Consider the following 21,969-nt stretch of genomic DNA (forward strand, 5'->3'; position numbering starts at 1 on the left):
ACCGGCCCCCCCCCCGCCCGTGCCCAAGGACTATGTGGAAGGGCTGATCGAGTCGGTATCGGGCGGCACGATTGCGCTCAGGACACGAACCGGAAGCGCGACGGTGGAATTCGCGCCGTCGACGCGGGTCGTGCAGGTCGCCCCGGCCAAGCTGACCGACGTCACCCCCGGCAGTTGCGTCAACGTGCGGGCCACCCCCCAGAGCGCGCCGACCGGTGGCGCGATCACCGCGCAGGCGGTGACCATCGCCTCCGCCGTCGACGGCAAGTGCCCGCCGCCGGCGGGCTTCTACGGCACGGTCACGTCGGTCGCGGGTGACACGATCGCGGTCAACGGTATCGGTGCGCAGCCGAAACCGACCACCGTGACGGTCGTCAACTCGACCTCATACCAGCTGCAGACGCCGTCGGACGCCCAGGCGATCGCGAACGGTAAGTGCATGGGGGCTCAGGGAATTCAGGACGCCGGCGTGCTGCACGCGATGACCATCAGCCTGCAGACTTGCCCGCCGATGGGGCACCCGCACCATCACCTGCACCTGCCGCATCTGCCCTTCCACCTCTAGCGGCGAGGACGTGGGTTCGGCGTCAGACGGTGAACCCGAGGGCACGCAGCTGTTCGCGCCCGTCTTCGGTGATCTTGTCGGGCCCCCACGGCGGGTTCCACACCCAGTTGATCCGCAGCTCGTCGACCAGCCCGCTGCTGACGAGCGCGCTGCGTGACTGGTCCTCGATGACGTCGGTCAGCGGGCAGGCCGCCGAGGTCAACGTCATGTCGATCAGGGCGACGGTTCCCTCGTCGCCCTCTTCCACGTTGAGGCCGTAAACCAGTCCGAGATCGACGACGTTGATGCCCAATTCGGGGTCGACGACGTCGCGCATCGCCTCCTCGAGGTCGGCAAGGAATTCGTCATCCGGTGCGGCGGTCTCGCTCATTTTCTTCCTCCTCGAAGTCCGCGCCCCTGTCAGTGCAAGCCTGCGCCAATGCGTCCTTGAACGCCATCCATCCCAGCAGTGCGCATTTCACCCGGGCCGGGTATTTGGCCACCCCGGCAAAGGCGATCCCGTCGCCCAGGATGTCCTCGTCGCCCTCGATGCTGCCGCGCGAGGACACCATTTCGGTGAATGCGGTCACGGTGTGCAGCGCCTCGGGCACGGTCTGGCCGATCACCTGCTGGGTGAGCACCGAGGTGGCCGCCTGGCTGATCGAGCAGCCTTGGCCGTCATAGGAGACGTCCGCGACGCGTCTGCCGTCGTCGGACAGCGCGACCCGCAGCGTCACCTCGTCACCGCAGACCGGATTGACGTGGTGGACCTGCGCCCCGAACGGGTCCCGCAGCCCGCGGTGCTGCGGATGCTTGTAGTGGTCGAGGATCACGTCCTGATACATCTGCTCCAGGCGCACTGTCATTGTCTCCCAAAGAATTCGAGCGCGCGTCGGACTCCGGCCACCAGCCGCTCGACCTCGTCGGGGGTGTTGTAGACGGCGAACGACGCCCGTGCGGTGGCCGCCACGCCGAACCGGCGGTGCAGCGGCATCGCGCAGTGATGCCCCACGCGAACCGCGATGCCGTCGTCGTCGAGCACCTGCCCCACGTCGTGCGCGTGCACGCCGTCGACCACGAAAGAGACGGGCGAGCCACGGTTTTCCATGACGGTCGGCCCGACGATCCGCACTCCGTCGATGCCCGACAGGCCCTCGAGTGCCGCGGCGACCAGCTCGCGCTCGTGCGCCTCGACGGCGTCCATGCCGATGGCGCCCAAATATCTTGCGGCCGCGCCCAACCCGACGACCTGGGAGGTCATCGGCGTGCCGGCCTCGAACCGTTGCGGCGCGGGCGCGTAGGTCGACGCCTCCATCGTCACCGTCTCGATCATCGACCCACCGGTGAGAAACGGCGGCAGCTGCGACAGCACCTCGCGACGGGCGTAAAGCACGCCGACCCCGTTGGGGGCCAACATCTTATGACCGGAGAAGGCGGCGAAGTCGACGCCGAGCGCGTGCAGGTCGACCGGCTGGTGGGGCACCGACTGGCAGGCGTCCAGCACCGTCACCGCGCCCACCGCGTGAGCGCGCCGGACCAGTTCGGCCACCGGCGCCACAGTGCCCGTAACGTTCGAATGATGGCTGAAAGCAACGACTTTCACGCGTTCGTCGAGCTCCAGCGAATCCAGGTCGATGCGCCCGTCGTCGGTAACGCCGTACCAGCGCAGCGTGGCGCCGCTGCGGCGGGCCAGCTCCTGCCACGGGACAATGTTGGCGTGGTGCTCCAGCTCGGTGGTGACGATGACGTCACCGGAGCCCACGGCACGGTCGAACCGCCTGTCGCCCAACACGTATGACGACAGGTTGAGCGCCTCGGTGGCGTTGCGGGTGAACACCAGTTCGTCGGCGTCGGCGCCGACGAACGCGGCGATGTCCGCGCGACCCTGCTCGTAGGCGTCGGTCGCCTCCTCCATCAGCTGGTGCGCACCACGATGCACCGCGCCGTTGGAGGTGATCAGAAACTCGCGCTCGGCGTCGAGCACCTGCAGCGGGCGCTGGGACGTCGCGCCGGAATCCAGGTACGCCAACTGCTTCCCGCCGCGCATCACGCGCTTCAAGATGGGGAAGTCGGCGCGGATCGCGTCGACGTCCAGTGCTGTCCCCGTCATGGTTAAGCCCCCGCGGCCGCCGCTTCGGTGAAGCGCACGTACCCGCTCTCCTCGAGCTCGTCGGCCAGCTCCGGGCCGCCGGATTCGACGATCCGGCCGCCGACGAACACGTGCACGAACTGCGGCCGGATGTAACGCAGGATCCGGGTGTAGTGGGTAATGAGCAGGATGCCGCCGTGCTCCGCCTCGGCGTAGCGATTCACGCCCTCACTGACCACCCGCAGCGCGTCCACGTCCAGGCCGGAGTCGGTCTCGTCGAGGATGGCGATCTTGGGCTTGAGCAAGCCCAGCTGCAGGATCTCGTGGCGCTTCTTCTCGCCGCCGGAAAACCCCTCGTTGACGCTGCGTTCGGCGAACGCCGGGTCGATGTCGAGGTCACCCATGGCGGCCTTGACCTCCTTGACCCAGTGCCGCAGTTTCGGCGGCTCGCCGCGGACGGCGGTCGCGGCGCTGCGCAGGAAGTTCGACATCGACACGCCCGGCACCTCGACCGGGTACTGCATGGCCAGGAACAGTCCGGCGCGGGCGCGCTCGTCGACGCTCATGTCGAGGACGTTCTGGCCGTCCAGCGTGATCGACCCGGACGTCACCCGGTACTTCGGGTGACCGGCGATCGCGTAGGACAGCGTGGACTTGCCCGAGCCGTTGGGCCCCATCACCGCGTGCGTCTCACCTGAATTCACGGTCAGGTTGACGCCGTTGAGGATGGGGATCTCGCGGCTTCCCTCGGGCGCGTTCGGGTCTTCGACGCTGACGTGCAGGTCTTTGATTTCCAATGTCGTCATGACGCTGTTGTCTTCTCCGTGATTTCCAGTTCGTGTTCGATGGCGGCGGTCAGGCGCTCGCGGATCTCGGGTACGGCGATCTTCGAGATGATCTCGCCGAAGAAGCCGCGCACCACCAGCCGGCGCGCCTGATCTTCGGGGATGCCGCGGGCACGCAGGTAGAACAGTTGCTCATCGTCGAATCGCCCGGTGGCACTGGCGTGCCCGGCGCCGACGATTTCGCCCGTCTCGATCTCCAGGTTGGGCACCGAGTCGGCCCGCGCCCCGTCGGTGAGCACCAGGTTGCGGTTCACCTCGAAGGTGTCGGTGTCGGTGGCCTCGGCGCGGATCAGCACGTCGCCCACCCAGACCGTGTGCGCGTCTGGCCGCTGCGATGCCGGATCCCCTTGCAGCGCACCCTTATAGAGCACGTTGGACTTGCAATTGGGCTGCGCATGGTCGACCAGCAGCCGCGACTCCAGGTGCTGCCCGTCGTCGGCGAAGTACAACCCGAGCAGTTCCGCGTCACCGCCCGGGGCGGCGTACCGCACGTTGGCCGACATCCGCACCACTTCGCCGCCCAGGGTGACGGCGACGTGCCGCAGCACCGCGTCCTTGCCCAGCCTGGCGTGCTGCGCGGACACGTGAACCATGTCGTCGGCCCAGTCCGCGATCCACACGACGGTGAGCCGGGCGGCGTCGTCGACGATGAATTCGACGTTGTCGGCGTAGGTTCCGCTGCCCCGATGGTCGATCACCACGACCGCCTCGCCGAGTTCGGCGACGCTGATCTGCAGGTGGCCGTACGCCACCGCGCCGGCGCCGGGGCCCGTCACGGTGATGTTGACCGGCTCGGCGATCTGCGTGTCGCGCCCGATGCTCACCAGCGTCGCGGAGTTGAACGACGAAAACGCTTGCGCCGCAACGCGATCGGTGGGCACACCGCCACGGCCTAGCCGTTCGTCGCCGCGGCGGACGGTCTCGACCCGCACGCCCGGCTGTTCACCGACGCTGATCTGCGCCTTGCCGGTCGCCTGAGCCGAGCCGTCGTGCAGGCCCCGCAGCCGACGCAGCGGGGTGAACCGCCAGAGTTCGTCGCGGCCGCCGGGCACCTCGAACGCGTCCACGTCAAAGGACGCGAACAACTCACCCTTGTTCAGGGCAGCAGCAGCAGAAGCGGTCATCCGACCGCGCCCTCCATCTGCAGCTCGATGAGCCGGTTGAGCTCGAGCGCGTACTCCATGGGCAGTTCCTTGGCGATCGGCTCGACGAAGCCGCGAACCACCATCGCCATCGCCTCGTCCTCGGTCAGTCCGCGGCTCATCAGGTAGAACAGCTGGTTGTCGCTGACCTTGGACACGGTGGCCTCGTGGCCCATCGTGACGTCGTCCTCGCGGATGTCGACGTAGGGGTAGGTGTCGCTTCGGCTGATCGTATCGACCAGCAGCGCATCGCATTTCACGCTGGAGCGCGACCCGTGCGCGCCCTTGTTCACCTGCACCAGGCCGCGGTAGGAGGTGCGGCCACCGCCGCGGGCGACCGACTTGGACACGATGTTGCTCGACGTGTTCGGCGCCAGGTGCAGCATCTTGGCGCCGGCGTCCTGGTGCTGGCCCTCCCCGGCGAAGGCGACCGACAAGACCTCGCCCTTGGCGTGCTCCCCGGTCATCCAGACCGCCGGGTACTTCATGGTCACCTTGGACCCGATGTTGCCGTCGACCCACTCCATGGTGGCGCCGGCCTCGGCGCGGGCCCGCTTGGTGACCAGGTTGTACACGTTGTTCGACCAGTTCTGAATGGTCGTGTAACGGCAACGGCCACCGGGCTTTACGATGATTTCCACCACCGCAGAGTGCAGCGAGTCCGACGTGTAGATGGGGGCGGTGCAGCCCTCCACGTAATGGACATAGGCATTTTCGTCGACGATGATCAGCGTCCGCTCGAACTGGCCCATGTTCTCGGTGTTGATCCGGAAGTAGGCCTGCAGCGGAATGTCGACTTGCACCCCCGGCGGAACGTAGATAAACGAACCGCCACTCCACACCGCGGTGTTGAGCGCGGAGAACTTGTTGTCCCCGGCCGGGATCACGGTGCCGAAGTACTGCTGGAACAGCTCGGGGTGTTCCCGCAACCCGGTGTCGGTGTCGAGGAAGATGACGCCCTGGGCCTCCAGGTCCTCGCGGATCTGGTGATATACCACCTCGGACTCGTACTGGGCGGCCACACCGGCGACCAGGCGCTGCTTCTCGGCCTCCGGGATGCCCAGCCGGTCGTAGGTGTTCCGGATGTCCTCGGGCAGGTCGTCCCAAGAGGCGGCCTGCTTCTCGGTGGAGCGCACGAAGTACTTGATGTTGTCGAAGTCGATGCCGCCGAGGTCCGAACCCCACGTCGGCATCGGCTTGCGCTCGAAGATGCGCAACGCCTTCAGCCGCGTCTGCAGCATCCATTCGGGCTCGTTCTTCTTCGCCGAGATGTCGCGGACCACCGCCTCGGACAGCCCGCGCTGGGCGCTGGACCCCGCGACGTCGGTGTCCGCCCAGCCGTAGCCGTAGCGGCCCAGCGAGGCGATCGCCTGCTCCTGGGTCAACGGCTCAGCTTCTCCCGCTTTAAAGGCCTTTTGGGCCTCTGGCGTGAGGGTCATAACGACGCTCCTTCGATGCTCGTGGTGTCGCGACGCGGGCTGGGCGCCGGGGTCAGTGGTACGTGGGTGGTGCAGGCGCAGTCCCCGTTGACGATGGTCGCCAACCGCTGCACGTGGGTCCCGAGCACCTCGGCCATGGCCTGCTGCTCGGCCTCGCACAGCTCCGGGAATTCCTCGGCGACGTGCGACACCGGGCAGTGGTGCTGGCAGATCTGCACGCCGTGGATCGGGCCGCCGACCCGTGTCGTGGTGGCGACGTAGCCGGCCTTGGTCAGCGCGCCGGCCACCCGTTCGGCGGCCGCCTCGACCTCGGCGTCGTCGTCGCTGTCCGCCGCGGGCACGCCGGACAGGATCGCGTCGATGCGGCGCCGGGCGAAGGTGCGGACGGCGTCCTCCCCGCCGATCTCGCGCAGCTGCCGCATGGCGGCCGACGCGAGGTCGTCGTAGGCGTGCTCGAGCTTGGCGCGGCCCGCCGCGGTGAGCCGGAAACGCTTGGCGGGGCGCCCGCGCCCCACCTGCTGCCAGGACGCGGCGGGCACCGCCTCGGCGTCGCCCGCCTCGATCAGGGCGTCGAGATGGCGCCGCACGCCGGCGGCCGTCAACCCGAGCCGCTCGCCGATCTCGCCGGCGGTGATCGATCCAGACTCCACCAGCAGGCCCACGATGGCGCGCCGGGTGTGACCGTCCCGCACCGCGGCGGCCGCTGCACCCACGGCAGCGTCGTCGAGGTCGGTTCGGATTTTCACAACACCAGTGTGACGCAATTCCGGGGATCGGTCCACCAAGGGTGCCCTGAGCGGCCGTTGCGCTGGTCACACCCGCCCACTTTGGGACCTTCGCCCATAGTGGCCGAACCCCCGCGCCGAATAGCGTCGGCGGTGGTATTGAAAACTCCCAAAGAAGGAATTGACATGGCTCAGACGACTGAATCGAAGTCCGTCGCATCGTATTCGACCGACCTGCTCGACGAGGTACGCGAGTCGGCAAAAGCCGGCCAGCACGCCGCGGCGGAGGCGCTTCGGGCGTTCCACAAGACCCTTGACGAGGCAATCCCGGAGGCAGTGCAACCGCTGCGCACCAAGATTGTCGACGCCGCTATCGAACTGGCGGACAAGCTCGTCGCCGCCCAGTATCAGTTCAACCGCAGGCTGGTCTCGACCGCGGACCGGGCGCTGAGCAAGGCCGACGGCGAACGGAAGTAGCCAGGGCGGGGGCCTTTCGCCGGCTCGTGTCAGTGCTGCGGATCAAACGCCTTCATGCGGGCCGTGTTCGTCGACAGCCTGATCCGCGGCACGGGCCAATGCCGCTGTGGCCGAACGCAATTCGTTGGCGGATTCCAGCCTTGCGGGAAACCCGATCCGGGCGTAGGCCACGCCGCGGGGGGTGTGCACCCGCAGGTCCAGGCCGTAGCGGTCGACGCCGGTACACAAAGCGGTCCCGGTGTCGGGGTAGCCGCCGAAGATTCGGGCCATGGCGGCCAGGGAGTCGGCGTGGTCGGCGTTGAGATGCGCGAGGGCCCGGGCCGCCACGGGCGCAACCGGATCCGGGGAGGCGGCCGCGTACTGATCGCCGGTGGCCGAGTCCATCCGACCGTATCCACCTACCCAGCGCACCCGCTGAACCCGTAACACCCACAGGCTGAAGTCGCTGAAGTCCAGGTAGCGCCGGGCGGCGGGGACCGCCGTCAGGAATGCCGCCCGGGCGTCGCCGCGCTCGGAGCGCGTGGGCTCGGCGGCCGTCCCGGCCAGCGTGATTCGGCTGCCGGCCAGCGGGTCGGTGTCGTCGCTCGCCGCCACGATCGACAGGCTGGCCCTCGGGTCTCGCGCGAGGTTGCGGCCGTGCTCGGCCAGGCTCGAGACGCACAGCACGGGCATCCCGTCCAGCAGTCCATAGGCCACCAACGACGCCCACGGGTCGCCGTCAGCGGTCAACGTGGCCAGCGTGGCGGCGTTGGTGGCGGCGGCGATGCTGCGGGCCTGCTCCGCCGCGGACGGGCGGGCGTCGTTAGTCGGCGGGCGCAGGGGTGGCGGCACGGAGGGTGCGTCCCCGGGGTCGCCATGGTCGCGAATCGCCACGAAGGCGAGGCTAGCGCGAAGGGCGTTGCGCTGGTCACACCCGGGTTGGCCGGGGTGCCGGCCCGCCCCGACGGCTACGCTGCTCTGATGGCAGGCCGCCACCACGTGCTGAGCTCGTCGATCGCCAGCTTGCATGGCGACGAGCAGGCGGTGGGCACGCCGCTGAACGATGCCGAGCTCACCGCGCTGCAGCGCACCCGCCTGTTCGGGGCCACCGGCACCATCCTGATGGCGATCGGCGCGCTGGGCGCCGGCGCCCGGCCCGTCGTGCAGGACCCCACCTTCGGGGTGCGGTTGCTCAACCTGCCGTCGCGGATCCAGACGGTGTCGCTGACGATGACGACGACCGGCGCGGTCATGATGGCGCTGGCGTGGCTGATGCTCGGCCGGTTCGCGTTGGGCAGCAGGCGAATGTCCCGGGGCGACCTGGACCGCACCCTGCTGCTCTGGACGCTGCCGCTGCTGATCGCGCCGCCGATGTACAGCAAGGACGTCTACTCCTACCTGGCCCAGAGCCAGATCTCCCTGGAAGGGCTCGACCCCTACCGGGTGGGGCCGGCATCCGGACTCGGCCTGTCCCACGTCTTCACGCTGTCGGTCCCGACGCTGTGGCGGGAGACGCCGGCGCCCTACGGCCCCCTCTTCTTATGGATCGGGCGCGGCATCTCGGCGGTCACCGGGGAGAACATCGTCGCCGCCGTGCTGTGTCACCGGTTGGTGGAGCTGATCGGGGTGGGGTTGATCGTGTGGGCGACCCCGCGGCTCGCCCGGCGATGCGGCGTCGCCGAGGTCAGCGCGCTGTGGCTGGGCGCGGCCAATCCGCTGCTGATCATGCATCTGGTCGCCGGCGTGCACAACGAGGCGCTGATGCTCGGGCTGATGCTCGCGGGGGCCGAGTTCGCGCTGCGGGGCATCGACTCTCCGCGGCTGTTGCCGGCCTCCTGGCGGCCGGGTCCCGACTGGGAGCCGCTGGGCACGCTGCTGGCCGGCGCCGTCTTGATCACGCTGTCGTCGCAGGTGAAACTGCCGTCGCTGCTGGCGCTCGGGTTCGTCACGATGGCGCTGGCCTACCGCTGCGGGGGCAACCTGCGGGCGCTGCTGCTGGCGGGCGGCGCGATGACGACGCTGTCGCTGGCGGTGATGGCGGCGGTCGGCTGGGCCAGCGGCCTCGGGTTCGGCTGGATCAACACGCTCGGCACGGCGAACGTCGTCCGCAGCTGGATGTCGCCGCCCACCCTGCTCGCCCTGGGCACCGGGCAGGTCGGGATCCTGCTGGGATTCGGCGACCACACCACCGCGGTGCTGGGGCTCACCCGCGCCATCGGCGTGCTGATCATCACGGTGATGGTGGGCTGGCTGCTGGTGGCCGTCTTCCGCGGCCGGTTGCACCCTATCGGCGGCCTGGGGGTGGCGCTGGGCGTCACGGTGCTGCTGTTTCCCGTCGTACAGCCCTGGTACCTGCTGTGGGCGATCATTCCGCTGGCCGCCTGGGCGACCCGCAGCGGATTCCGGGCGGCGGTCATCGTCATCACCCTCGTCGTCGGCATCTTCGGCCCGACGGCCAACGGGGACCGCTTCGCGCTCTTCCAGATCGTCGACGCCACTTTGGCGAGCACCGTCATCGTCGCGGCGCTCATCGCGCTGACGTACGCCCGCTTGCCGTGGCGGCGGCTCCCGACCGAGGCTGCCGAAGCGCCGGAGACGGCCGCCGAAACCGCGCCCGCGCCCGAGAACGCTGCCGCCCCCCTGGCCACCCCTCGTTCCCAGGCGGTGCCCGACGCCTACGCTGATTCCACGTGAGCTCGGACGTTCCTGAAACAGTCGTGCGACTGCGCGGGGTTAGCAAGCACTACGGATCCACCACGGCCGTCGCCGATCTCGACCTCGAGGTGCACGCCGCCGAAGTGCTCGCGCTGCTGGGCCCCAACGGCGCCGGCAAGACCACGACGGTCGAAATGTGCGAAGGCTTCGTGCGCCCGGACGCCGGCACCATCGAGGTGCTCGGGCTGGACCCGATCGCCGACAACACCCGCCTGCGCACCCGCATCGGGGTGATGTTGCAGGGCGGTGGCGGCTACCCCAGCGCACGGGCGGGCGAAATGCTCAACCTGGTCGCCTCCTACGCCGCCGACCCGCTGGACCCGGCGTGGCTGCTGGACACCCTGGGCCTCACCGATGCCGCCCGTACCACCTACCGGCGGCTGTCCGGCGGGCAGCAACAGCGGCTCGCGCTCGCGTGCGCGCTGGTCGGCCGCCCCGAACTGGTCTTCCTCGACGAACCGACCGCGGGCATGGATGCGCACGCCCGGCTGCTGGTGTGGGAACTGATCGACGCGCTGCGCCGCGACGGCGTGACGGTGCTGTTGACCACCCATCAGCTCAAGGAGGCCGAGGAGCTCGCCGATCGGCTGGTCATCATCGACCACGGGAAAACAGTGGCCGCCGGCACGCCGACGGAGCTGATGCGCAGCGGCGCGAAGGACGAGCTGCGGTTCACCGCGCCGCCGCGGCTCGACCTGTCGCTGCTGACCGCCGCCCTGCCGGAGGACTACCGCGCCAGCGAGGTGACGCCCGGCGAGTATCTGGTCGAGGGCCCGGTCGACCCGCAGGTGCTGGCCACCGTGACGGCGTGGTGCGCGCGGATCGACGTGCTGGCCACCGACATGCGCGTCGAGCAGCGCAGCCTCGAGGATGTGTTCCTCGACCTCACCGGCAGGAAGTTGCGGCAGTGACTCAATCGAACGTCTTCCCCGCGGGGACCTTCACCCCCGACCCGCGACCCAGCACGGTTCCGCGGATGCTGGCCGCGCAGTTCGGCCTCGAGCTCAAGCTGCTGCTGCGCAACGGCGAGCAGCTGCTGCTGACCATGTTCATCCCGATCACGCTCCTGATCGGGCTCACGTTGCTGCCGTTCGGCTCCTTCGGGCACAACCGCGCCGCCACCTTCGTCCCGGCCATCATGGCCCTAGCGGTCATCTCGACCGCCTTCACCGGGCAGGCCATCGCGGTCGCCTTCGACCGCCGCTACGGCGCGCTCAAGCGGTTGGGGGCGACCCCGCTGCCGGTCTGGGGCATCATCGCCGGCAAGTCGCTGGCCGTGGTCACCGTGGTGTTCCTGCAGGCAATTCTGTTGGGCGCCATCGGGTTTGCGCTGGGCTGGCGGCCCGCCCTGGCCGCGTTGGCGTTGGGTGCGGCGGTCATCGCGCTGGGCACCGCGGGCTTCACCGCCCTCGGACTGTTGCTGGGCGGGACGCTGCGGGCCGAGATCGTGCTCGCGGTCGCCAACCTGCTGTGGTTCGTCTTCGCCGGGCTCGGCGCGCTGACGGTGGAATCCGGGATGATCCCGACCGGCGTCAAGTGGGCGGCCCGGCTCACCCCGTCGGGCGCGCTGACCGAGGCACTGTCGCGGGCGATGGTCCTGTCGGTGGACTGGTTCGGCGTCCTCGTCCTGGCGGCGTGGGGCACGCTCGCGGCGCTGGCGGCGCTGCGCTGGTTCCGGTTCACCTGACCGGGCGTCGAGATTGCCGCCATGGTCGTGGTCGGCGCCGCCAGAACAGCCGTCACGGCCGTCTCGACGACGCAAGGGCTTACTACAGGACGTAGTTTTCGTTGGCCTACCATCGGGCCATGCCCGTGGGACGAACGCTGATGCGGTTGGTGGACCTCCTGCCCAATCCGAGCGTGCGTGTCCAGCGCCTCGTCGCCGCGGCCGTCATCCTCACCCAGGGCGGCATCGCCGTCACCGGGGCGATCGTCCGGGTCACCGCGTCGGGGCTGGGTTGTCCCACCTGGCCGCAGTGCTTTCCGGGCAGCTTCGTCCCCGTCGCGCACGCCGAGGTGCCGCGCGTGCACCAGGCGGTCGAGTTCGGCAATCGCATGATCACCTTCGCGGTGGTCGTCGCCGCGGCGCTGGCCGTGTTGGCCGTGACCCGGGCCCGCCGACGCCGGGAAGTCCTGGTGTACGCGTGGCTGATGCCGGTGTCGACGGTGGTACAGGCCGTCATCGGCGGCATCACCGTGCGTACCGGGCTGCTGTGGTGGACGGTGGCCATCCACCTGCTCACCTCGATGACGATGGTGTGGCTGTCGGTGCTCCTCTACGTCAAGATCGGCGAGCCCGATGCGGACCGGACCGGAGTGATGCGCCGGCCCGTCCCCCGGCCGTTGCGCGCCCTGACGGCGCTGATCGGCCTGGACCTGGCCGTGGTGCTGGTCACCGGCACGCTGGTGACGGCCGCCGGACCGCACGCGGGTGACCGCAGCCCCACCCGCACCGTGCCGCGCCTCAAGATCGCCGTCGACACCCTGGTCCACGCGCACTCCTCGCTGCTGGTCGCCTACCTCGCGCTGCTGGTCGGGCTGGGCTTCGGCCTGCTGGCGGTGCGCGCCGGCCGGCCCATCCTGCGGCGCCTGTTCGTACTGTTGGCCCTGGTGTGCGCGCAGGCCGCGGTCGGCACCGCCCAGTACTTCACCGGGGTGCCCGCCGCGCTGGTCGCCCTGCACGTGGCCGGGGCCGCGGCGTGCACGGCGGCGACCGCCGCGCTATGGGCGTCGATGCGAGAACGGGCCGAGCCCGAGCCGCTCGCAGGCTGACTCCACGGACAGCGCGAAATCGCGCTGGGCGCGTTCGCGGGTGGCGGCGTCCAGGTGCCGCCAGCCCAGCGCCGGCGCGACGAGGTCGAGCAGCACCAGCCGATCCCCGGCCACGTCGGCGCGCGCGTAGAGCAGGTCGCGCACGGCGATTCCGGCGCGATCCGCGGCCACCGCGAGCGCGGTGTAGCCGAGGTCCCACGCTTCGAACTCCGGCTCGTCCGGCCAGGCGTGCGACTGCTTGCCGCCCAGGAAGATCAACGCCGACTGCGTTACGGCACGCCGCCCGCCAAGGACAGTCGGCGCCCCGGCGTCGTCCAGGTCGCGCAGGTACCGCTCATCGAGGTTCCAAGCGACCGCGTCGGGCGGGTTGAGCAGGTGGCGCACCCGCCGCGTCCAGGCCGAGAATTCGGCGCGCCGGTCCGGATCGTCCGCGGTCGCACGCAGGATGACCAGGTCAGCGCGCGCGACCTCGGGGTCGTCCCAGGACCGCCAGCGGGCGTGCAGCCCACGCGTTCGCAGCGCGGGCACCAGCCCGCTGTCGTCGGGGTCGCCGCCCGCGCGCCCGGGAGGACCCGCCAGCACGATGCGGGGATGGAAGATGTCCGGACGGGCGAGTTTCATGCCCGGGCATGATAAGCACATGCACGCAATCGAAGTCAGCGAAACCGGCGGCCCCGAGGTGTTGCGCTACATCGACGCGCCCCAGCCCACGCCGGGATCCGGCGAGGTGTTGATCAAGGCCGAGGCGATCGGCGTCAACTACATCGACACCTACTTTCGCTCGGGCCAGTACCCGCGCGAGTTGCCGTTCATCCTGGGTTCGGAATTGTGCGGCACCGTCGCCGCGGCGGGTGACGGCGTCGACGGTTTCCGCGTCGGCGACCGGGTGGTCAGCGCGTCGGCGTCGGGCGGTTACGCCGAATTCGCCGCCGCCCCAGCGACTTTGACGGCACATGTGCCGGACGGCGTGAGCTCCGACGTGGCGGCTTCGGTGCTGCTGAAAGGCCTGACCGCGCACTACCTGCTCAAGTCGGTGTATCCGGTGCAGGCCGGCGACACCATCCTGGTGCACGCCGGAGCCGGCGGCGTCGGGTTGATCCTGACGCAGTGGGCCCACCTGCTCGGCGCCCGGGTCATCACCACGGTCTCCACCCCGGAGAAGGCCCGGCTGTCCCGGCAGGCCGGCGCCGACGAGGTGCTGTCCTACCCCGACGACGCGGACGAGTTCGGCCGGCAGATTCGCGGGCTCACCGACGGCGCCGGCGTCGAGGCCGTATACGACGGCGTGGGCGCCACGACGTTCGACGCCAGCCTGGCCAGCCTGGCCGTGCGGGGGACGCTGGCGCTGTTCGGGGCGGCCAGCGGGCCCGTTGCCCTGTTCGACCCGCAGCGCCTCAACGCCGCCGGCTCGGTGTTCCTGACCCGGCCGTCGCTGGCGCACTTCATCCGCACCGGCCAGGAATTCAGCTGGCGGGCCGAGGAATTGTTCGACGCGATCGCCGGCGGGGCCATCACCGTCGAAGTCGGCGGACGCTATCCGCTTGCGGAAGCCACGCGCGCGCATCAGGACCTGCAGGGCCGCAAGACCGCCGGCTCCATCGTGCTGCTGCCCTGAGGCGCGGCGTCAGAACAAGTGCGGCAGCGCGATGACCGAGTCGACCGCCAATGCGCAGAACACCACCGCGAGGTAGTTGTTCGATTGCAGGAACAACCGCAGCGGCTTGACGGGCTCGCCGGCGCGGACCCCGGCGTTCAGCTGGTGCGCCATCGCCAGGAACCACACCCCGGCGACCACGGCGACCGCCGCGTAGAGCCAGCCGGCGGCCAGCGCCAGCGCCAGCGTCGCCGCCACCGTCAGCCAGGTGTAGATCAGGATCTGCTTGGTGACCTGACGCTCGGTCGCGACGGCGGGCAGCATCGGCACGCCGGCCGCTTTGTAATCGTCCTTGTAACGCATCGCCAGCGCCCAGGTGTGCGGCGGCGTCCAGAAGAAGATGATGGCGAACATCACCAGCGCCTGCCAGCCGATGGTGCCGGTGACGGCCGACCAGCCGATCATCACGGGCATGCAGCCGGCGGCGCCGCCCCACACGACGTTCTGCGACGTGCGCCGCTTGAGCAGCAGCGTGTAGACCAGCACGTAGAAGGCGATGGTGGCGCCGGCCAGGTGTGCCGACAGCATGTTCGTCGTCCACCACAGCCAGAAGAACGACGCCACCGACAGCGCCAACCCGAACACCAGCGCGTGGCTGCGCGGGACCGCGGCCCTGGCCAGCGGCCGCCGCGCCGTGCGCTTCATCACCTTGTCGATGTCGGCGTCGGCCACGCAGTTGAGGGTGTTGGCTCCCCCGGCGGCCAGCATCCCGCCGACCAACGTGTTGAGGATCAGCAGCGGGTTCACGGCGCCGCGGTGGGCAAGCAGCATGGCCGGGATGGTGGTGACGAGCAGCAGCTCGATGACCCGCGGCTTGGTCAGTGCCAGATACGCCAGCACCGTGCCCTGTACTCGGCTCGGTACTTCTCGACTCGGGATCACGCGCCCGCGAACGCTCACGCAATAACTCCTTGGGGTCGCAGCCGCGCAGCATCTACTACACACGATGGTAGACCGCGGGCCGATAACGGCCTGCCCGCAGGGTCCAATCACGGGAGACTTCTCCCCGATTTCCGAACTGCATGTTACGGGTCGACGGCCACCGCGTAATTTTCACAACAGCCGGTGGCGGGTACCCAAAACCTGCGCTGCAAGAGCCGGCCCTCCCGCACTAGGGTGGGATTGATCAGCTTGATGACCCCAAGGACTGAGTCTGTGACCACACTCGAAGAGATCTCGACGCTGACCCAACCACACCTCCCCGACGACTGGTCCGAGCTCGACTCGGCCGCCGTCGACACCATTCGGGTGCTGGCCGCCGACGCGGTCCAAAAGGTTGGCAATGGACATCCCGGAACGGCGATGAGCCTGGCTCCCCTGGCGTACACGCTGTTCCAGCGCACGATGAAACACGACCCCACCGACACCTACTGGCTGGGTCGGGACCGGTTCGTGTTGTCCTGCGGGCACAGCAGCCTGACGCTGTACATCCAGCTCTACCTGGGTGGGTTCGGCCTGGAGCTGTCCGACATCGAGTCATTGCGCACCTGGGGATCCAAGACGCCCGGGCACCCAGAGTTCCGGCACACCAAGGGCGTTGAGATCACCACCGGTCCGCTCGGCCAGGGCCTGGCCTCGGCGGTGGGCATGGCGATGGCGTCGCGCTACGAGCGCGGGCTGTTCGACCCCGACGCCGCGCCGGGCACCAGCCCGTTCGACCACTTCATCTACGTGATCGCCTCCGACGGCGACATCGAGGAAGGCGTCACCTCCGAGGCCTCGTCGCTGGCCGCGGTGCAGCAGCTCGGCAACCTCATCGTGTTCTACGACCACAACGAGATCTCGATCGAGGATGACACCGACATCGCGCTCTGCGAGGACACGGCCGCGCGCTATCGCGCCTACGGCTGGCACGTGCAGGAGATCGAGGGCGGCGAGAACGTCGTCGCGATCGAGGAGGCCATCGCCAACGCCAAGGCGACCACCGACCGCCCGTCGTTCATCTCGATGCGCACCATCATCGGCTTCCCGGCACCGAAGTTGATGAACACCGGCAAGGCGCACGGCGCGGCGCTGGGCGACGAGGAAGTCGCGGCCGTCAAGGAGATCCTGGGCTTCGATCCCGAGAAGAAGTTCGAGGTGCGCGACGAGGTCATCGCCCACACCCGCAAGCTGGTGGACCGGGGCAAGGAAGCGCACGAGAAGTGGCAGGCGGATTTCGACGCCTGGGCGGAGCGCGAACCCGACCGCAAGGCACTGCTGGACCGGTTGACCGCCGAGGAATTGCCCGACGGCTGGGACGCCGACATCCCCCGCTGGGAACCCGGCGACAAGGCGCTGGCGACCCGCGCGGCGTCCGGCAAGGTGCTCAACGCCGTGGGCCCGAAGCTTCCCGAATTGTGGGGCGGCTCGGCCGACCTGGCGGGCAGCAACAACACCACCATGGACAACGTCAAATCCTTTGGTCCGCCGTCGATTTCGACCAAGGACTACACGGCGGACTGGTACGGGCGCACACTGCACTTCGGTGTGCGCGAGCACGCGATGGGCGCCATCCTGTCCGGCATCGTGCTGCACGGCCCGACGAGGGCCTACGGCGGCACGTTCCTGCAGTTCTCGGACTACATGCGCCCGGCGGTGCGGCTGGCCGCGCTGATGGACATCGACACCATCTACGTGTGGACGCACGACTCGATCGGTCTCGGCGAGGACGGACCGACCCACCAGCCGATCGAGCACCTCGCTGCGCTGCGCGCCATCCCCAAGCTGTCGGTGGTGCGTCCGGCCGACGCCAACGAAACGGCATACGCCTGGCGCACCATCCTGGCCCGCGGCAACGGCAGCGGTCCGGTCGGGCTGATCCTGACCCGCCAGGGCGTGCCGATCCTCGAAGGCACCAACGTCGAGGGCGTGGCCAAGGGCGGGTACGTCCTCGGTGATCCGGGCGGTGACGAGCCGGACGTCGTCCTGATCGCCACCGGCTCGGAGGTTCAGCTCGCGGTGGGGGCCCAGAAGCTGTTGGCGGACAAGGACATTGTCGCGCGGGTGGTGTCCATGCCGTGCGTGGAATGGTTCGAATCTCAGCCCGAGGACTACCGCGACAGCGTGCTGCCTCCGTCGGTGTCGGCCCGGGTGGCCGTCGAGGCGGGCGTCGCGCAGCCCTGGCACAAGCTCGTCGGCGACACCGGCAAGATCGTGTCGATCGAGCACTACGGCGAATCCGCCGACTACGAGACTTTGTTCCGTGAATTCGGTTTCACCGCAGAAGCCGTCGCGGCCGCCGCGGAACAGGTAGTGGATAACTGAGAAAGGGTGATTCACATGACTCAGAACCCAAACCTTGCGGCGCTGTCCGCCGCGGGCGTTTCCGTTTGGCTGGATGACCTGTCGCGCCAGCGGCTGCAGTCGGGCAATCTGCAGGAGCTGATCGACACCAAAAGCGTTGTCGGGGTGACCACGAACCCGTCGATCTTTCAGAAGGCCCTCGCCGACAGCGATACCTACAACGACCAGATCGCCGAGCTCGCCGAGCGGGGCGCCGATGTCGACGCCACCATCCGGACGGTCACCACCGACGATGTCCGCAACGCGTGCGACGTGCTGCGGCCGCAGTGGGAAGGCTCCGACGGAGTCGACGGCCGGGTATCGATCGAGGTGGACCCGCGACTGGCCGCCGAGACCGACAAGACCACGGCGCAGGCCGTGGAGCTGTGGAAGATCGTCGACCGGCCGAACCTGTTCATCAAGATCCCGGCCACCAAGGCCGGCATTCCGGCCATCACGGCGGTTCTGGCGGAAGGGATTTCGGTTAACGTCACGCTCATCTTCTCGGTCGAGCGGCACCGTCAGGTGATGGACGCCTACCTGGCCGGCCTGGAGAAGGCGCGCGAGGCGGGACACGACTTGTCCAAGATCCATTCCGTGGCATCGTTTTTCGTGTCCCGGGTGGACACCGAGGTCGACAAGCGGCTGGAGAAGATCGGTTCCGAGGAGGCGCTGGCGTTGCGCGGCCAGGCCGGGGTCGCCAACGCCCGGCTCGCCTACGCCGCCTACCAGGAGGTGTTCGAGGGTGGCGATCGCTACGAGGCGCTCAAGGGCAACGGCGCCCGCGTACAGCGTCCGCTGTGGGCATCGACCGGGGTGAAGAACCCCGACTACTCCGACACCCTCTACGTCACCGAGCTGGTCGCGCCGAACACGGTGAACACCATGCCGGAGAAGACGATTGACGCGGTGGCCGAGCACGGCGAGATCAAGGGAGACACCGTCACCGGCACGGCTTCGGGCGCCCAGGAGGTGTTCGACAAGCTGGCCGGGATCGGGATCGACCTGACCGACGTGTTCGTGGTGCTGGAGAACGAGGGCGTGGAGAAGTTCGTGGACTCGTGGACCGAGCTGCTGGAGGAGACGCAGAAACAGCTGGGTTCCGCCTCGAAATGAGCCCGGCTCGTACCGCTGCACAATGGCATAACCCGTTACGGGACAAGCGTGACAAGCGGCTGCCGAGGATCGCCGGCCCCTGCGGCATGGTGATCTTCGGCGTCACCGGCGACCTCGCCCGCAAGAAGGTGATGCCGGCCATCTACGACCTGGCCAACCGCGGGCTGCTGCCGCCGAGCTTCTCCCTGGTGGGCTTCGCCCGTCGGGACTGGGAGACCCAGGATTTCCGCAAGGTCGTCTATCAGGCCGTCAAGGATCACTGCCGGACGCCCTTCCGGGAGGAGAACTGGGAGCGGCTGGCCGAGGGATTCCGTTTCGTACCAGGTTCTTTCGATGACGACGCGTCGTTCGCCCGGCTGGCCGAAACCCTGGACAAACTCGACGCCGAGCGCGGCACCGGCGGTAACCACGCCTTCTACCTGGCCATCCCGCCGAAGTCCTTCCCGGTGGTGTGTGAACAGCTGCACAAGTCCGGATTGGCCCGCCCGCAGGGTGATCGCTGGAGCCGGGTGGTCATCGAGAAGCCGTTCGGACACGACCTGGAGAGCGCGCAGGCCCTCAACCACTCGGTCAACGCCGTCTTCCCCGAGGAAGCGGTGTTCCGCATCGACCACTATCTGGGCAAGGAGACGGTACGCAACATCTTGGCGCTGCGGTTCGCCAATCAGTTGTTCGACCCGATCTGGAACGCGCACTATGTCGATCACGTGCAGATCACCATGGCCGAGGACATCGGATTGGGCGGGCGCGCAGGCTATTACGACGGTATCGGTGCCGCCCGCGATGTCATCCAGAACCACCTGATGCAGCTGCTGGCGCTCACTGCGATGGAAGAACCGGTCAGCTTCAATCCCGCGGCGTTGCAGACCGAGAAGATCAAGGTGCTCTCGGCGACCCAGCTGGCCGAGCCGCTCGACGAGACCACCAGCCGCGGCCAGTACACCGGCGGCTGGCAGGGCGGCGAGAAGGTCGTCGGGCTGCTCGACGAGGAGGGGTTCGCCAAGGACTCCACCACCGAGACGTTCGCCGCCATCACGCTGGAGGTCGACACCCGGCGCTGGGCCGGTGTGCCGTTCTATCTGCGGACCGGAAAACGTCTGGGCCGCAGGGTGACCGAGATCGCGCTCGTCTTCAAGCGCGCCCCGCATCTGCCGTTCGACGCCACCATGACCGACGAGCTGGGCACCAACGCGATGGTCATCCGGGTGCAGCCCGACGAGGGCATCACGCTGCGGTTCGGCTCCAAGGTGCCGGGGACCGCGATGGAGGTCCGCGATGTCAACATGGACTTCTCCTACGGCTCGGCATTCGCCGAGGAGTCGCCGGAGGCCTACGAACAGCTGATCCTCGACGTGCTGCTCGGCGAGCCGTCCCTGTTTCCGGTCAACGAAGAGGTCGAATTGGCTTGGGAGATATTGGATCCCGTCCTGGACAACTGGGCGGCCGACGGCAAGCCCGAGCCGTACGAGGCGGGCACCTGGGGTCCGGAGTCGGCGTTCGAGATGCTGCGCCGCACCGGCCGGGAATGGCGGCGGCCGTGATCATCGACATGCCGGACACCACCACCACCGCGGTCAACAAGAAACTCGAGGAACTGCGGGAGAAGGTCGGCGCCGTGACGATGGGCCGGGTGCTGACGCTGATCATCGCGCCCGACAGCGACGCCATCCTCGAAGAGTCGCTCGAGGCGGCCAACAACGCCAGCCACGAGCACCCCAGCCGGGTCATCGTCACGATGCGGGGTGACGCGTACGCCGACCAGCCACGCCTGGACGCGCAGCTGCGCGCGGGCGGAGACACCGGGGCCACCGAGGTGGTGATCCTGAATCTGTCCGGGGCGCTCGCCGGGCATGCCGCCAGCGTGGTCACCCCGTTCCTGCTCCCCGACATCCCCGTGGTGGCATGGTGGCCCGACGTCGCGCCGGCCGTTCCGGCGCAGGATCCGTTGGGCAAGTTGGCGATTCGGCGCATCACCGATGCCACCAACGGAACCGATCCGCTGTCGGCCATCAAGAGTCGACTGCCCGGGTACACGGCCGGCGACACCGATCTGGCCTGGGCCCGCATCACCTACTGGCGGGCGCTGTTGACATCCGCGGTCGACCTGGCGCCCCACGAACCGATCGAGTCGGCCCTGGTGTCCGGTTTGAAAACCGAACCGGCCCTTGACATCCTGGCGGGTTGGCTGGCCAATTGCATCGACGGCCCGGTGCGCCGCGCGGTCGGCGAGCTCAAGGTGGAACTCGTACGCAAAAGCGAGACCATCGTCTTGAGCCGGCCCCAAGAGGGCAGGACGGCGACACTGAGCCGCACCGCCAAGCCGGAGGCTCTGCTTCCCTTGGCCCGCAGGGAAACCGGCGAGTGCCTCGCCGAAGACCTGCGGCGGCTGGATCCCGATGAGATTTACCAGTTAGCGCTAGAGGGCATTGAGAAAGTGCAGTACGTGTGAGCACCATCATCGAAGTTTTCCCGGAGACACAGGCGCTGGTCGAGGCCGCGGCCCACCGACTGGCCGACAACATCCGCACCGCCGTGGCGGCCCGGGACCGGGCGCTCGTCGTCCTGACCGGCGGTGGCAACGGCATCGGGTTGCTCAAGTCCCTGGCGGGGCACGAGATCGCCTGGCCCAAGGTGCACCTGTTCTGGGGCGACGAGCGCTACGTCCCCGAGGACGACGACGAGCGCAATGACAAGCAGGCTCGGGAGGCGTTGCTGGACCGGATCGACATTCCGTCCAGCCATGTGCACACGATGCCGGCCAGCGACGGCGAATTCGGCACCGATCTCGCCGCCGCCGCGCTGGCCTACGAACAGCTGCTGGCGGCCAACGCCGAACCCGGCCAGCCCGTCCCGAATTTCGACGTGCACCTGTTGGGCATGGGGCCGGAGGGCCATATCAACTCGCTGTTCCCCGACACCCCCGCCGTGCTGGAAACGAGCCGCATGGTGGTCCCGGTTGAGGACTCCCCCAAACCGCCTCCCCAGCGAATCACCCTGACGCTGCCCGCGATCCAGCGTTCGCGCGAGGTTTGGCTGATGGTGTCCGGGGCATCCAAGGCCGACGCGGTGGCCGCGGCGATCGGCGGCGCCCCACCCGTCTCGGTGCCGGCCGCCGGTGCGATCGGGCAGGAAAGCACGCTGTGGCTGCTCGACGAGGAGGCCGCGGCCAAGCTCCCCTCGCGCCCGGGTCAGCCAAGCTAGTCCCGCA

Annotated in this window: 22 protein-coding genes; 12 read left to right on the forward strand and 10 right to left on the reverse strand. The window is 68.9% G+C overall.

The features are described 5' to 3' along the window. A partial coding sequence (locus A5750_RS00320; RefSeq protein ID WP_067260587.1) for a DUF5666 domain-containing protein occupies window positions 1–565 on the forward strand: 565 nt, incomplete at its 5' end. 22 nt (window positions 566–587) lie between these two features. Here the strand turns inward: A5750_RS00320 and A5750_RS00325 are convergent. Genes A5750_RS00325 through A5750_RS00355 form a run of 7 tightly spaced genes read right to left on the reverse strand, consistent with a single transcriptional unit; the run spans window position 588 to window position 6,844 of the window. Then, complete coding sequence (locus A5750_RS00325; protein ID WP_066958214.1) at window positions 588–935, reverse strand: metal-sulfur cluster assembly factor; 348 nt, start codon at window positions 933–935, stop codon at window positions 588–590. Next, on the reverse strand, window positions 910–1,410 hold the full coding sequence (gene sufU / locus A5750_RS00330) for a Fe-S cluster assembly sulfur transfer protein SufU (RefSeq protein ID WP_066958212.1): 501 nt from the start codon (window positions 1,408–1,410) through the stop codon (window positions 910–912). Before sufU ends, A5750_RS00325 begins: the two co-directional genes overlap by 26 nt. Then, window positions 1,407–2,654, reverse strand: a complete 1,248-nt coding sequence (locus A5750_RS00335; RefSeq protein WP_067260524.1) for a cysteine desulfurase — start codon at window positions 2,652–2,654, stop codon at window positions 1,407–1,409. Before A5750_RS00335 ends, sufU begins: the two co-directional genes overlap by 4 nt. A gap of 2 nt (window positions 2,655–2,656) precedes the next feature. After that, complete coding sequence (gene sufC, locus A5750_RS00340) at window positions 2,657–3,439, reverse strand: Fe-S cluster assembly ATPase SufC (protein WP_066958206.1); 783 nt, start codon at window positions 3,437–3,439, stop codon at window positions 2,657–2,659. Further along, the gene (sufD, locus tag A5750_RS00345; protein WP_067260529.1) at window positions 3,436–4,602 is read right to left on the reverse strand and encodes a Fe-S cluster assembly protein SufD; all 1,167 of its coding nucleotides are present in this window, start codon (window positions 4,600–4,602) and stop codon (window positions 3,436–3,438) included. Before sufD ends, sufC begins: the two co-directional genes overlap by 4 nt. Next, window positions 4,599–6,059 (reverse strand): Fe-S cluster assembly protein SufB, encoded by a 1,461-nt coding sequence (gene sufB / locus A5750_RS00350; protein WP_066958201.1) that lies wholly within the window; start codon window positions 6,057–6,059, stop codon window positions 4,599–4,601. The genes sufD and sufB overlap by 4 nt, the downstream gene beginning before the upstream one ends. Then, the gene (locus A5750_RS00355; protein ID WP_082948051.1) at window positions 6,056–6,844 is read right to left on the reverse strand and encodes a metalloregulator ArsR/SmtB family transcription factor; all 789 of its coding nucleotides are present in this window, start codon (window positions 6,842–6,844) and stop codon (window positions 6,056–6,058) included. The genes sufB and A5750_RS00355 overlap by 4 nt, the downstream gene beginning before the upstream one ends. A 126-nt stretch (window positions 6,845–6,970) precedes the next feature. Here A5750_RS00355 and A5750_RS00360 point away from each other — a divergent pair, with 126 nt between their 5' ends. Next, window positions 6,971–7,261, forward strand: coding sequence for a hypothetical protein (locus tag A5750_RS00360; protein ID WP_066958195.1), 291 nt, complete (start codon window positions 6,971–6,973; stop codon window positions 7,259–7,261). Window positions 7,262–7,303: 42 nt separating this feature from the next. On the opposite strand, the gene A5750_RS00365 is transcribed toward A5750_RS00360, so the two are convergent. Continuing rightward, on the reverse strand, window positions 7,304–8,134 hold the full coding sequence (locus A5750_RS00365; RefSeq protein ID WP_067260590.1) for a HugZ family protein: 831 nt from the start codon (window positions 8,132–8,134) through the stop codon (window positions 7,304–7,306). A gap of 87 nt (window positions 8,135–8,221) precedes the next feature. Between A5750_RS00365 and mptB the strand changes: the two genes are divergently transcribed. The 4 genes from mptB to A5750_RS00385 all read left to right on the forward strand — a co-directional run bounded on the left by mptB (window position 8,222) and on the right by A5750_RS00385 (window position 12,727). Next, window positions 8,222–9,934 carry a polyprenol phosphomannose-dependent alpha 1,6 mannosyltransferase MptB gene (mptB, locus tag A5750_RS00370; protein WP_067260542.1) on the forward strand — a complete coding sequence of 571 codons (1,713 nt, stop codon included), beginning with the start codon at window positions 8,222–8,224 and terminating at the stop codon, window positions 9,932–9,934. After that, on the forward strand, window positions 9,931–10,866 hold the full coding sequence (locus tag A5750_RS00375) for an ABC transporter ATP-binding protein (RefSeq protein WP_197505310.1): 936 nt from the start codon (window positions 9,931–9,933) through the stop codon (window positions 10,864–10,866). Before mptB ends, A5750_RS00375 begins: the two co-directional genes overlap by 4 nt. Then, window positions 10,863–11,642 carry an ABC transporter permease gene (locus A5750_RS00380; RefSeq protein WP_067260544.1) on the forward strand — a complete coding sequence of 260 codons (780 nt, stop codon included), beginning with the start codon at window positions 10,863–10,865 and terminating at the stop codon, window positions 11,640–11,642. The genes A5750_RS00375 and A5750_RS00380 overlap by 4 nt, the downstream gene beginning before the upstream one ends. A gap of 140 nt (window positions 11,643–11,782) precedes the next feature. Next, a complete protein-coding gene (locus A5750_RS00385; protein ID WP_197505311.1) occupies window positions 11,783–12,727 on the forward strand; it encodes a heme A synthase in 945 nt (314 codons plus the stop codon). On the opposite strand, the gene A5750_RS00390 is transcribed toward A5750_RS00385, so the two are convergent. Further along, on the reverse strand, window positions 12,677–13,348 hold the full coding sequence (locus A5750_RS00390) for a hypothetical protein (protein WP_067260548.1): 672 nt from the start codon (window positions 13,346–13,348) through the stop codon (window positions 12,677–12,679). The two genes, A5750_RS00385 and A5750_RS00390, sit on opposite strands and share 51 nt — an antisense overlap. 19 nt (window positions 13,349–13,367) lie before the next feature. On the opposite strand from A5750_RS00390, the gene A5750_RS00395 reads away from it, so the two are divergent. Further along, window positions 13,368–14,342, forward strand: a complete 975-nt coding sequence (locus tag A5750_RS00395) for a quinone oxidoreductase (protein ID WP_067260551.1) — start codon at window positions 13,368–13,370, stop codon at window positions 14,340–14,342. Window positions 14,343–14,351: 9 nt separating this feature from the next. Here A5750_RS00395 and A5750_RS00400 read toward each other — a convergent pair whose 3' ends face one another. Further along, window positions 14,352–15,281: a heme o synthase gene (locus A5750_RS00400; protein ID WP_066958179.1), complete on the reverse strand. Its 930-nt coding sequence runs from the start codon at window positions 15,279–15,281 to the stop codon at window positions 14,352–14,354. Between the two features lie 255 nt (window positions 15,282–15,536). Between A5750_RS00400 and tkt the strand changes: the two genes are divergently transcribed. From tkt to pgl, 5 genes are read left to right on the forward strand one after another with little or no spacing between them, the layout of a single operon-like run. Continuing rightward, window positions 15,537–17,627, forward strand: a complete 2,091-nt coding sequence (gene tkt / locus A5750_RS00405; RefSeq protein WP_067260554.1) for a transketolase — start codon at window positions 15,537–15,539, stop codon at window positions 17,625–17,627. A 15-nt stretch (window positions 17,628–17,642) separates the two neighbouring features. Then, the gene (tal, locus tag A5750_RS00410; RefSeq protein ID WP_067260557.1) at window positions 17,643–18,761 is read left to right on the forward strand and encodes a transaldolase; all 1,119 of its coding nucleotides are present in this window, start codon (window positions 17,643–17,645) and stop codon (window positions 18,759–18,761) included. Beyond that, a complete protein-coding gene (zwf, locus tag A5750_RS00415) occupies window positions 18,758–20,302 on the forward strand; it encodes a glucose-6-phosphate dehydrogenase (protein WP_066958173.1) in 1,545 nt (514 codons plus the stop codon). The genes tal and zwf overlap by 4 nt, the downstream gene beginning before the upstream one ends. After that, complete coding sequence (gene opcA / locus A5750_RS00420) at window positions 20,299–21,210, forward strand: glucose-6-phosphate dehydrogenase assembly protein OpcA (RefSeq protein WP_066958279.1); 912 nt, start codon at window positions 20,299–20,301, stop codon at window positions 21,208–21,210. Before zwf ends, opcA begins: the two co-directional genes overlap by 4 nt. Continuing rightward, window positions 21,207–21,962, forward strand: a complete 756-nt coding sequence (gene pgl / locus A5750_RS00425) for a 6-phosphogluconolactonase (RefSeq protein WP_066958171.1) — start codon at window positions 21,207–21,209, stop codon at window positions 21,960–21,962. Before opcA ends, pgl begins: the two co-directional genes overlap by 4 nt. The last annotated feature ends 7 nt before the right edge of the window (window positions 21,963–21,969 follow it).

The organism is Mycobacterium sp. 852002-51613_SCH5001154, from assembly GCF_001667425.1.
Taxonomy (GTDB): Bacteria; Actinomycetota; Actinomycetes; order Mycobacteriales; family Mycobacteriaceae; genus Mycobacterium.

Excerpts from the sequence above, each read along its gene's own strand:
- A5750_RS00325 (WP_066958214.1), bottom strand. The coding sequence starts at position 935 with ATGAGCGAGACCGCCGCACCGGATGACGAATTCCTTGCCGACCTCGAG.
- sufU (WP_066958212.1), bottom strand. The coding sequence starts at position 1,410 with ATGACAGTGCGCCTGGAGCAGATGTATCAGGACGTGATCCTCGACCAC.
- A5750_RS00335 (WP_067260524.1), bottom strand. The coding sequence starts at position 2,654 with ATGACGGGGACAGCACTGGACGTCGACGCGATCCGCGCCGACTTCCCC.
- sufC (WP_066958206.1), bottom strand. The coding sequence starts at position 3,439 with ATGACGACATTGGAAATCAAAGACCTGCACGTCAGCGTCGAAGACCCG.
- sufD (WP_067260529.1), bottom strand. The coding sequence starts at position 4,602 with ATGACCGCTTCTGCTGCTGCTGCCCTGAACAAGGGTGAGTTGTTCGCG.
- sufB (WP_066958201.1), bottom strand. The coding sequence starts at position 6,059 with ATGACCCTCACGCCAGAGGCCCAAAAGGCCTTTAAAGCGGGAGAAGCT.
- A5750_RS00360 (WP_066958195.1), top strand. The coding sequence starts at position 6,971 with ATGGCTCAGACGACTGAATCGAAGTCCGTCGCATCGTATTCGACCGAC.
- mptB (WP_067260542.1), top strand. The coding sequence starts at position 8,222 with ATGGCAGGCCGCCACCACGTGCTGAGCTCGTCGATCGCCAGCTTGCAT.
- A5750_RS00385 (WP_197505311.1), top strand. The coding sequence starts at position 11,783 with ATGCGGTTGGTGGACCTCCTGCCCAATCCGAGCGTGCGTGTCCAGCGC.
- A5750_RS00390 (WP_067260548.1), bottom strand. The coding sequence starts at position 13,348 with ATGAAACTCGCCCGTCCGGACATCTTCCATCCCCGCATCGTGCTGGCG.
- A5750_RS00395 (WP_067260551.1), top strand. The coding sequence starts at position 13,368 with ATGCACGCAATCGAAGTCAGCGAAACCGGCGGCCCCGAGGTGTTGCGC.
- tal (WP_067260557.1), top strand. The coding sequence starts at position 17,643 with ATGACTCAGAACCCAAACCTTGCGGCGCTGTCCGCCGCGGGCGTTTCC.
- zwf (WP_066958173.1), top strand. The coding sequence starts at position 18,758 with ATGAGCCCGGCTCGTACCGCTGCACAATGGCATAACCCGTTACGGGAC.